Genomic DNA, 10,999 nt, shown 5'->3' with positions numbered 1-10,999 from the left:
CTTCCACGAGACGGACCACACGGTCCTTTGCATCCTGGTCAAATTTTCTTGGCATATTCCAGATTTTCCCATCTACTTAAACGGAACAAAACCTGGGACACTTCAGACCAGCACAGATACAACAAACCCCCGGTGAACACTCACCAGGGGAAATGCTAGGTTGTGGGGCCACCGGGGCTCGAACCCGGGACCAACGGATTATGAGTCCGTAGCTCTAACCGACTGAGCTATAGCCCCACACAGATTGCACCGCCCACTAGGGCGATTCTCTGCCCTCAGAAGATTAGTCAATGGGACACCAAAGACCAATTCATCGGCCTGTAATGCCACCCTCCTGAAATTTTTACCCCCCTATGACCGACGTTGATTAGGGCGAACACTACCCCTTGGGTGTAGAAATTCTTTTATGCGTAGATTTCTCTCTTCTCTCCTAATCATTTCCTCACTGTCTCTTGGGGCTTGCTCCAGCGCAGAAAAGTCCTCTGAAGAATCAGGCGGGCAAGATAAGAGCGCTTCTGAATCTCAACACGATTCCAGCACTGCAATCGGAACCTGGAAACAAGTTGACAGTGCTTCGGACGATGGGTGGATGGAAGCCAGCACGACCGACGACGTTGTCACAGTCGAGTGGGTATTTAATAACGGTGAAAAGCGCATGGTCTTTTGGATCGGCTCCTTCGACTCAGCCAAAGCTGCTGCTGGTAATACCGTTGCTTCACAGCGCGATTCCGTAGCCACCGATACTGAGCTCATGGCTTCTACGGATGACCAAAAGGATTTCACGGTCAAAAATGACACTTTGAGCTTCAAAGTTTCCTTCGACGACGCTGATTTCACCGCTGAGCTGAAGAAGATCAAAGATGAACCAGCCACTGTAAACACTCTAAAGAGCACCGATTCCACTCGGAGCTTCGAAAACGGCGTTCTCGAAATGCCTGGCACCACGATCAAGATCAATCAGCACAAAATCATCCCAGCTGGCGGAGCCGGCAATGAAGCGGGCGAGAAGCCATTAATCGTGTTCAATTACGAGGTGACAAATAAAACTGAGGAGAAGATGACCGCTTCAGATTTTCCCTTTTATTTCACGGCCGTTCAGGACAATAATCCCGATACCGTTAACGAGCTAACGGTAGGCGGATACTATGATCCAGAAACTTCTGACGATGAGTTTGAGGAGATCAAAAAGGGTGGCACTGCGCGTGGTACTATCGCCTATGAACTCGATGACGAATCTACTCCAGTTCAACTAGTGGCTAAGGATAATTTCGGCCAGAAGGAAGTTGGAAGGCAATCGTTCGACCTAGAGCAATAGGCTGAGCCGCTCTACCGAGCTGTCCAATCGACCACCAGCAATCTCTCTATAAAGCATTTTTCTTCCGCCCGAAAATGGAAGTTGACCTGACTAGAGCTTCAACAAATTTATTCCTCGAGCCAAAGCCCACGTCAACATAAGCATCTTCGCTTATAACTGCCGTTATGTATTCGGTACAAATGGGCTTCCCAGCTTTCCGTCGGGCTCGAGTTTCCGGCTCGGCCTATAGCCGGCCCCACAACTAATCGGAGTGCCGGCAACGTTCATAAATCCACCTCTACCCCATCGCCACCCGCGGCACTACCAAGGGTCACCGTCAGCGTCGTCGAAGACTAGCGTTCTTGCGTACAATCGGCGGACGTACAAAGACCCAATAGAAAAGGAGTCATCATGGACGCCGTTTACACCACCGAAGCACTCTCCACCGGCGCAGGCCGCGACGGCCGCTCTGTAGTCAAGGATTCCGATCTGGACTTCACCATGACCGCCCCAAAGGAAATGGGCGGCAGCGGTGAGGGCGCTAACCCAGAGCAGCTCTTCGCTGCCGGTTACGCCGCTTGCTACCACTCCGCCCTGAAGGCAGTAGCCAAGGACAAGGGCGTAGACGTGGAGAACTCCACCGTCGGTGCCCGCGTTTCCCTGGGCAAGAACGACGAGGGCTTCTACCTCGGCGTGGACCTCGAGGTCACCATCCCAGGCGTTGAGGACGACAAAGCACAAGAGCTTGCCGACGCCGCCCACCAGATGTGCCCTTACTCCAAGGCCACCCGCGGCAACATCGAAGTCAACGTTGGTGTTGCACAGGACTAATCCCTAGTCCGCTCCCCCAGCCCACGCCGCGCTACTTTCAGCGCCGCGTGGGCATTTTGCGCTTGTACAACCTCTTCTGTCGGCGCCCCGGAGACCCCTCGACACCGCAACAAGGCGAAAACCTTATTTTTTAAAATCGCGGGTTTTTATCAATTAGCCCGCCAGCTGGAACGCCTATTTTATAAAACCGGCGATTTTTAACAATTAGGGTTCCTCTCGGCCTCCCCTTAACCGCACTGATTGATCGATTTGGACCTCGCTAAAATAGTCCCAGACGAGCTCGAGCTGTGACCTATAGATTTCTCCGTGAAGCTGAGAGCAGCGATCCCGATACAGAGGTCGCCCACATCTCTGCTCCGTCTTTGGCGTCGGTGAAAAATCCAATTCCCAGTATTTCATGGGAGTCGTTCACATCGCCGACGATTCGGACGGGCTAAATGACCTGTCACCGGCACGGCGAATACCGCCACATGTCGCGCACGGATCCTCTTTATACCCCTACTCGGAAACCCAAAAATCGAATAAATGAACCAGACACCACTGCACATGTCCGCCACAGCTGTCAAAATCGAGTCATGTCTGTTGAAGCTAGGGCCCTCTCACTGCGACGGTTAATGCACGATTCTGCGGCGGTACGACTGCTTGCGGCTGATAACGCGCCGGTAATTTTGGCGCTGATTGCAGAGTACTTCCCCCGCGGTACCCGAGCACGGCCAGCGGCCGAGGTATACGAGTTGATGGTCACTGATTTTGAGGTTATTGCCAACGATTTTGTCATGCCCCGTACGCCCCAGAATTATTGCACTGACTGGGTAAAAGCAGGATGGTTGGTGAGAAAGTCAGGTAAAAGTTCACACGGCGAGACGTTGGAACCAAGCGAAGACGCGCTTTCTGCTCTAGAGGCCATCGAGCGGTGGGAGTCACCAGTATCTGCCGTCACAGCATCACGGGTGGAATCCATTAGCTCGGCCCTACAACGGTTAGCAAGGGACACGAATAAGGATATCGCCAGTCGCGTTGCCAGTCTCGAGGCAGAACGGAACCGCATTGACCAGGAAATTGAAAAGGCACGTTTAGGACAGTTCGAATCCTTAACCTCAGCAGAGACAGAAGAACGTGTACAAGACGTGCTTAATATGGCAACGGCCGTACCGAGCGATTTCGCCCGAGTGCGCCACGAACTTGAGGCCCTCAATCATCAACTACGCCGGCAGTTATTAGACCCAGAGGGATACCGCGGCGATGTGCTAGAAGAGATCTTCACCGGCGTGGACCATATTGCTGAATCTGAGGCTGGACGCAGTTTCCGCGGATTCTATTCCCTCCTTATGGATAGGGAACGCAGTGCATGGTTGGACCAGTGGATAAAAGAAGTTTTAGAAAGCGATACCGGCCAGGAGCTGGCGCCAGAAATGCGGCAGCACCTGCGAAATCTTTTCCGTGATATGGAAGACACGAGTTTCGATGTCAACCAGACGATGACTGGCTTGGCGCGTAGCTTGCGCAACTACGTTTCCTCAGAGCAATTCGCAGAAGACAGGCGCATGATTGAGCTCCTAAGGGAGGCGCGCGGTATGGCCATTGATGCCGCACAAAACTCTGAGCTCAAGGCTTTTCACCGAATGGAAACGCCGCTGCAGCGCATCGGTATGTCCATCCACTCCGTTTCACGCATTCGCTTAGCCAACCCGGGTCGAGAGGTAGTGGAGGAATCACCTGAGGCGTTCCAGCCAGGCGAGGAAAACGCAGAAGCATTACTCGAGCTAGTGCGCGAATCAGAGATTGACTTTGAAGAGTTGCACGAGATGATTCGAAAGGCCGTCGATAAGGCGGGACCGTGCACCATTGGCCAAGTATTGCAGGCCTACCCTGCCACGCAAGGCTTAGCTAGTGTAGTGGGTTTGGTGCACATTGCGGATCAGCACCCCCTGCCTGACTTGAGAAATTCCACGGAGAAGGTCTTTTGGACCGAAGAAAACGGCACAACACGCGCCGCCTTCATTCCCACTATGTATTTCGACCGCACCACCATTGAGGAGCTATTGTGACCGCTGCACTTAATCACCGCGTCGATTCCGAGCATGAACCGCCGCTTTGGAATAGCGATAAAGGAACGCTGACGTATAACTCACGCCGCGCGTTGGTACAGCTGCTAAAAGGACCACTTATTCGAGCACAGAAGGAACCTGTCTTGTGGGCTGCGATCATTTCAGACGAAGAAAACCTGCGGGCTAGACTGCACGAGTTATTTCTCGAGCTCGTTATCGATGAAGCAGAAGGATTCGCCTTCACCCGAATGGTGGAAGAAGAAACGTTAGCTATTCCGCAGGTGCTGCGCACGGATAAGCTCAAGCACATCGACACAGCCATCTTGTTAAACCTTCGCCAAGAACTGGGGCTGGCGCTACCTGGCGAACGTGTAATCGTGGACGTGGAAGACCTGCGAGAGGGAATCGGGTACGTCCGCGCGGTTGATAACCGAGACGAGGCCGGATTCAATAATCGCTTCAATGCAGCAATCAAACGCATCCGCAATGAATATTCCCTGTTAAGCGCTACTGAGACTGAAGGCCGGTTTGAGGTTTCACCCGTATTACGCCAGCTTTTCGATTCCGCCACAGTTACCGCCATCCGGGACGAGTACGCCCGCCTAGCGGAGACAGGAAATGGCCAAGAGGATGATTCCAATGACTAATATTTACCCAGGTCAATACCGGATAAGCCGCGTCCAACTAATTAACTGGGGCACATTTCACGGATACTTTTCCATCCCCGTAGCTAGAAAGGGTTTCCTAATCACCGGCGGATCCGGTTCCGGCAAATCTACCTTATTGGATGCAATGTCGGCGGTGTTAGTACCGCAGAAAGATCTGAAATTTAACGCGGCATCGCAACAGGACCTTGGGCGGCATGATGGTCGCAATCTCGTATCCTATGTGCGTGGTGCATGGCGGCAACAGGAAAATACACAGACGGGTGAGATTGCTCCCGAGTACCTGCGAACAGGCGCAACGAATTCAATTGTGGCGCTGACCTACGATAACGGAGTTGGAAAGCAACATACCCTCATCGCCATTTTCCGCCTCAATGGCGGTGAAAATTCCGTGAGCCAGGTTAAGAAGCTGTACGGAGTGGTGCAGGGAGACGAGGACATCGATAAGCTGAGTTCGCTGCTCACGCGGAGCCTAGATACCCGCAAGATTAAAGCTTTATATAAGGGACCAGGGGCATCTTTCACACAGACGTATAGTACGTTCGCAGATCGCTTTCGTAAGCGCCTTGGGATCAAAAGCGAACTAGGCCAGGTGCTCCTGCACCGCACTCAATCCGCTAAGTCCCTGTCCAGCCTGGATCAGCTCTTCCGAGGCTACATGCTGGACAAGCCCTCTACTTTCGAGCGAGCCGATGAAGCTGTGGAGCAATTCGAGGACCTCCGCCAAGCTTACCTGCGGGTGGAGGATGTCAAAGCACAGATTGACACACTCGCTCCCCTTCCCCGTCTGCATGCGCAGCGAGATGTTGCAGAATCTGCCAAGCACAAGGCCGAGGCCATGAGTGAAGCGCTACCAGCGGTCCGAGCTCGCATGGTGGCGGAGGAATTGGACTATCAAATCAGAGCACTAAACGCGCAATTGGCTGAGGCTCAATCAGATGCCGAGTCTCTCGAGGATGAGGTCAAACACCTCGACGAGGCGGAGCGGTTAGCAGCAGTGGCTGTGTCTCAACTTAGTGCCGGCGAGCTCGATGCCCTAAGCGCAAAAATGGAGACTGCTGAAAAAGAAATCGAGCACCGCTCCAAAGAATTCCGGCGCTTGGCCGCTGCCGCCGGCCGGTGGACCGACAATTATGAGTTCAATCCGCATGGCTTTGCGGAACTTCAGGCTAATGCGAAGTTGCGCATCGCGGACTTTGAAGCTGACTCTGCCAAACTCATCAATCAGCAGCAAGAGGCTGGAGTAGCTGCTCGCGACGCCGCGACAACGTTTGCCACTCTGAAAAGCGAACTGGCTTCTTTCGGTTCGCGAAACACCAACATAGATAGAGCATTGGTAGAGCTACGGTCCCAGCTCGCTCACGATACGGGGTACGCCGAGTCAGAACTTCCCTTTGCTGGTGAGCTCATGGATATTAGTCCGCAACAGAAGGAATGGGAGCCGGTCCTCCAAAAGCTTCTTCACGGGTTTGCTGCTACCCTGCTGGTTCCGGAAAGCGCACAGAAAGCGATTAATCAGTGGGTCAATTCTCGGGACGTGGGGACTCGGCTCGAATACCGCACCATCCCTGAGTTTGCACCCGCACCAGCAACTGCGCGTAGCCCACAACAACTCATTCACAAGCTGGATTTCCAAGACCACCCTATGGCACCGTGGGTCCGCCATCATATTTCACGCCGATTTAACTATGAATGTGTCAGTTCAGTCGCAGCTCTCGAACAGGTAACTAAGACCCCAGCCGTTACTCGCGATGGCTTGGAAAGCCGCCCTAAGGATAAAGATGGGTCTACCCGCTTTATTAAAGACGACCGCAGGCGTTTTTCCGGCACCAGCTGGTACCGGGTGGGCTCTACCAATGACGCCAAGATTGAGCTGCTGCGCACGCAACTCGATGAAGCAAAAGCCCATGCCAGTGCCACCGCCAAGCTAGTTCAAGACTTAAACCGAAAAATGGATATCCTGCGCACTCAACGCGATAAAGCGAAACTGGTGTTAGAGACTAAGTTTCAGGATATTGATACCGCATCTGCAGAAACTCGCAAACGAGATCTGCAACGGCAATATGATTCTCTTGCCTCGTCACCCGAGGCGAAAGCCCTACATGCCGCGCACAATCGAGCAAAGGATAGGCTAGCTGCAGCCCGTGCCCGTCTTAAGCAATCCCAAAAGCACCTTGGAAGCATTGAGGGCGATCTCCAGCGCTCCACACAGCGTCGCCAGAACATCGGCACCGTACCTACCATCGCTGACGAAGCTATAGCCAAGGAGGTCAAAGAGGCCCTCCACAACGGAAGGCGCAAGCTTTCCATCGATGACATCGATTCCCGGCGCGATGCAGTACAAAACAACCTGCACGATACATCCCGCGCGGCTGCACGAAACATCGAGGAGATAAATGCCAAAATTGTCTCCGTTCTCCACACATACTTGTCTCAGTGGCCAGCGGAATCTGCGGATTTACAGCCACAGGCAAACTTTGCCGGTGAGGGCATCGAAAAGTTGAAGTTCCTTCGGGCCGATCGCCTTGCCGATTTCCGTGCTCAGTTCTTGGAACTACTTAATGGAACAACGGTGCAAAATCTGTCTCACCTTGCTTCTTCGTTGCGCCACGCTCGCAGCGATATCGAGCTGCGTATGGAATTTATCAATAAGTCGCTGGAGCGCTCACCCTTTAATGGCGACCGTATCTTGCGAATTGATGTGAAAGACGCTCGCGGCCAGGTAGTACAGGATTTCCAGCGAGATCTAGATTCCGCGACTTCGCATAGCCTGGCCGAGATCAGCGCAGATGAGCCGGAAGCGGCGTTGCGGCGCTACCATGCTTTGGATAAAATTCTCAGCCGCTTGGGTTCAACCCAACCGGAAGATATTCGTTGGCGCAACCTGGTTCTTGATACCCGAAAACACGTAAGCTTCATCGGCCGCGAATGCTACCCCGATGGAACAACCGCCAATACTTATCAGGATTCTGCTTCCCTCTCTGGTGGCCAGGCACAAAAGTTAGTTTTCTTCTGCCTGGCTGCGGCCCTGCGTTTCCGGTTAGCGGAGCCGGATCAGGATGTTCCCACCTATGGTTCCATCATTTTGGACGAAGCTTTTGACCGCGCGGATCCAGCCTTTACCCGCACGGCAATGTCTGTGTTTGAATCGTTTGGTTTCCACATGATTTTGGCAACGCCATTCAAGCTGATTCAGACATTATCGCCCTACGTCGACGGCACCATCGTGGTCAACTACGACGAGCCCATCATTAATGGCCGTCCACAGGCACGCACAGGCTATTCACTTATCGACGCCGCCTCGTATCCCCAGGAGGACCCCAATGCGGATTCCTAAAGACCTACAAGCACATGCGGCAAAGCACTTGCGCAACCACTTTGCGGAGGCGCTATCTTCGCCGGATTCCCTCCGTTTGGACTGGCCGCTACATCCACCGACGGCAGCCACCGCCAAACGCGATTTACCAATGACCCAAGAATTCATCCGCGCCTGGCAGCGCTGGCCGCACCAGGAAGAGGTTATCTACGAGTCCCGCAATTGGTCGCGTACTGGGCTGGGCACCAATTCCGTGCCTGTACGCGTGGTAATTGATAGCCCTGAACGCATCGCTTCCGCAGCAGGCATGGCCACAACATACTCGCATGCGGTTCAAAGAGCTCAAAAGATCGCCTCGATTTTCCCCGAGCACCCTGACTTCGCTCACACCGTTCACCGTGCTTACAAGCAGTGGAAAGACTTAAGCGCCTACGACCTGCATTGCTTGGGACCGTGTTTGAACTGGTTGCTCACCCATCCCGGTTCCGGCGAGTGGGAACGCGCCGTCCCCGTAGAGGGCGTTGATGGCAAATGGATCGGGTCCCACCGGCGCCTGCTGCTAACCCTGCTTTCTCCTTTCGGCATCACTGAACTAGGACTGCGCCGCAGCGACGCCCGTATTCGCTTTCGCTATCTCAACCACGCCCCGGCAGTGTCCGACCTCGAGATTCCGCTCTCCCACGCCGCATCCCTCTTCCCCACCAGGCCACCGCGAGTGCTCATCGTGGAAAATAAGCAAACCTTTCTGGCTTTGCCTGTGCTTTCGGACGCCGCCCCGCCCACCATTGCCGTCTTGGGTTCCGGCACCGCAGCGCATCAGCTCCACGCCCTCAACTGGCTCCACCAATCCGAAATCACCTACTGGGGTGATCTCGACGCTGCGGGCTTCAGCATTCTCAACGCCGTGCGCGCCCGCTTCCCCCACACCGCATCTCTGCTCATGGATACTGCTACCGTAACTGCGTTTAAGCACCTCGCTGTCCCTGACCCAGGCGACGGTTCAACCACGCTCACTCACCTCACCACCGAAGAACAGGAAGCCTACCGTCTACTCTTCACCGAGGGCAGGCTGCGAATTGAGCAAGAGCGAATCCCTTTCACACACGCGAGCGATGCTGTCCACCACAAATTAGATTGATCTAACGTTTAAAATCACGCCCGGAAACCGAATGGCTCGGCTGTCGCATAATTGAGCTCGGAACCGTTCCACAAATTAGCTCTCAACATTGTCTGGCCCTGATACATATGCTTAGCTAGTATTCGAACATATAATTCAATCTTTCATTTGGAGACGCCATTGCCAGACCGGATTCACCCTTCCCTATTACGTATTTTCCAACGCTCGAAACCTGATGACATCATTGCCTTCATCGACGAAAGCTACGTTACACCGGAGGAGGACTTTTCAGAATCTTTCTATATCTTGGTCGGCACGGCCATCAAATTCGAACACCTTGGTAACACTCGGAGCCTCCTCAGGGAGACTGCACAGTCGAACTATTGGCATACGACCGAATCGATGCGCAGTTGTGATGGCCGGAAGAAAGTCGAAGAAATGCTCAAGTTATGCGATGACTTTGAGGATTTACAATATATAGCCTGCCTTCGACCACTGCAACGAAATCAGGATATTGAGCATGCTCGTCAAGATTGCCTTGAACTGCTCGTTACTGCACTCACTAAGAATGAGCCTTCTCTGAAAGGCATAATTTTCGAAGCACGCCACTCTCAGTCAGATAACGATAAAGACAGAAATACCCTCAAGCGCATGCGCAAGAAAAAGTTACTGCACTCTGGGATCAGTTTGGCATGGGTTAGCCCTGCCGATGAAACTTGCCTTTGGATACCGGACCTCGTCGCTTTTACATACAGGCGCACTTTTACCCACGGAGGACAAAGCACATTTCTATACCAAAAATACTTGGAAGAGAATTGCGAAATTCTAGAGGTAACTCCGAAACGATGATTCGCGAAGCCGAACCGGAATTCACAATAAAATGACCCTCACCTGCCGGTAGCCTCGGTGAGGGTCGAGCAGCTGTACATGATGTAGGGCTGCTCCTGCTAAGGATTATGCCCTACCACCCCCTTTAGAGTCAATAGCAGCTCTATAGGAGCATCATGACGAGTTACATGCGTGCTGACGGAGCTAGTCAACAAATCCTTGCTTACCCAGGCGGTCGAGATAAGAGTTCCAGTCCTCAAAGACATCTCTTAAGGCATGGATCGGGTCGACATCGATACCGCTGCAGTGTCTAAACTCTTGAAGGCTAAATGCCGCTGCGCCGACCGCAATTGCAGCCCGAATAGCAATTTCAAAGGTTTCGACTGCATTCTGACGCTCATCTCTGTCTTGAGCTAATGCGAGCTCAATTTGTCTCACCACATTATGATGCACGGACCGATTGAACCGGCTGTACATTTCTCCGCCCTGGAAGCCGTCGAAATATTCCGCTACCAAATCTGTGTAGTTCAAGAGTTTCTGCGATTTCCCATACCCCTGAGAAGCGAATGCCTGCTTTATCTTTATGTGATCTGCTGTCGCTTCGCTGTAGGGTGACGCATTATTCCTGCCACCCGAGTTTTCGTAGCCGTTAACAACAACATTGACTGCACGTACAGTCCTGATCCATGGATCTGCGTCCTCATTCAGATACATCACCAATGCTGAGTTCTCCAAAGCGGACCTTGCAAGTATTGATGGCGTAAGCGGGTAGCGAATATCAGAGTTCAGGAGCAGACCAAGAGAATGCAAGATTCCACCTGCGGGAGAGTGTCCGTTTCTTTGTGTGCGGGGGCTTGGTTTACAAGTAATCCGCGAATCGGTTGGGGTAAGCCACGGCTA

Annotated in this window: 8 protein-coding genes and 1 tRNA gene; 7 read left to right on the top strand and 2 right to left on the bottom strand. The window is 53.1% G+C overall.

The window, feature by feature from the left end:
- Positions 1 to 163 precede the first annotated feature (163 nt).
- Positions 164 to 237, bottom strand: a tRNA-Ile gene (locus QP965_RS11300).
- Between the two features lie 169 nt (positions 238 to 406).
- On the opposite strand from QP965_RS11300, the gene QP965_RS11295 reads away from it, so the two are divergent.
- The 7 genes from QP965_RS11295 (at position 407) to QP965_RS11265 (ending at position 10,120) form a co-directional block, all read left to right on the top strand.
- The gene (locus tag QP965_RS11295; RefSeq protein ID WP_284844950.1) at positions 407 to 1,315 is read left to right on the top strand and encodes a DUF5067 domain-containing protein; all 909 of its coding nucleotides are present in this window, start codon (positions 407 to 409) and stop codon (positions 1,313 to 1,315) included.
- 390 nt (positions 1,316 to 1,705) lie between these two features.
- A complete protein-coding gene (locus tag QP965_RS11290) occupies positions 1,706 to 2,125 on the top strand; it encodes an organic hydroperoxide resistance protein (RefSeq protein ID WP_005328206.1) in 420 nt (139 codons plus the stop codon).
- A gap of 575 nt (positions 2,126 to 2,700) precedes the next feature.
- Positions 2,701 to 4,173: a DUF3375 domain-containing protein gene (locus tag QP965_RS11285; protein ID WP_284844951.1), complete on the top strand. Its 1,473-nt coding sequence runs from the start codon at positions 2,701 to 2,703 to the stop codon at positions 4,171 to 4,173.
- Positions 4,170 to 4,820: a DUF4194 domain-containing protein gene (locus QP965_RS11280; protein ID WP_150850728.1), complete on the top strand. Its 651-nt coding sequence runs from the start codon at positions 4,170 to 4,172 to the stop codon at positions 4,818 to 4,820. Before QP965_RS11285 ends, QP965_RS11280 begins: the two co-directional genes overlap by 4 nt.
- Complete coding sequence (locus tag QP965_RS11275) at positions 4,813 to 8,175, top strand: ATP-binding protein (RefSeq protein ID WP_284844952.1); 3,363 nt, start codon at positions 4,813 to 4,815, stop codon at positions 8,173 to 8,175. The genes QP965_RS11280 and QP965_RS11275 overlap by 8 nt, the downstream gene beginning before the upstream one ends.
- Positions 8,162 to 9,292: a DUF3322 domain-containing protein gene (locus tag QP965_RS11270; protein WP_284844953.1), complete on the top strand. Its 1,131-nt coding sequence runs from the start codon at positions 8,162 to 8,164 to the stop codon at positions 9,290 to 9,292. Before QP965_RS11275 ends, QP965_RS11270 begins: the two co-directional genes overlap by 14 nt.
- A gap of 147 nt (positions 9,293 to 9,439) precedes the next feature.
- Positions 9,440 to 10,120, top strand: a complete 681-nt coding sequence (locus QP965_RS11265; protein ID WP_284844954.1) for a hypothetical protein — start codon at positions 9,440 to 9,442, stop codon at positions 10,118 to 10,120.
- Positions 10,121 to 10,303: 183 nt separating this feature from the next.
- Here QP965_RS11265 and QP965_RS11260 read toward each other — a convergent pair whose 3' ends face one another.
- Positions 10,304 to 10,909 (bottom strand): hypothetical protein, encoded by a 606-nt coding sequence (locus QP965_RS11260; protein ID WP_284844955.1) that lies wholly within the window; start codon positions 10,907 to 10,909, stop codon positions 10,304 to 10,306.
- Positions 10,910 to 10,999 lie beyond the last annotated feature (90 nt).

The sequence above is a fragment of the Corynebacterium sp. MSK074 genome (genome assembly GCF_030229735.1).
In the GTDB taxonomy this organism is placed as follows: Bacteria; Actinomycetota; Actinomycetes; order Mycobacteriales; family Mycobacteriaceae; genus Corynebacterium.
Note: the sequence above shows the minus strand (reverse complement) of the source record. Positions and strands in the feature narration are given on the sequence as shown.

What these genes read in the sequence shown, in the direction of transcription:
- QP965_RS11270 (WP_284844953.1), top strand. Translation starts at nt 8,162, where the DNA reads ATGCGGATTCCTAAAGACCTACAAGCACATGCGGCAAAGCACTTGCGC.
- QP965_RS11295 (WP_284844950.1), top strand. Translation starts at nt 407, where the DNA reads ATGCGTAGATTTCTCTCTTCTCTCCTAATCATTTCCTCACTGTCTCTT.
- QP965_RS11285 (WP_284844951.1), top strand. Translation starts at nt 2,701, where the DNA reads ATGTCTGTTGAAGCTAGGGCCCTCTCACTGCGACGGTTAATGCACGAT.
- QP965_RS11275 (WP_284844952.1), top strand. Translation starts at nt 4,813, where the DNA reads ATGACTAATATTTACCCAGGTCAATACCGGATAAGCCGCGTCCAACTA.
- QP965_RS11290 (WP_005328206.1), top strand. Translation starts at nt 1,706, where the DNA reads ATGGACGCCGTTTACACCACCGAAGCACTCTCCACCGGCGCAGGCCGC.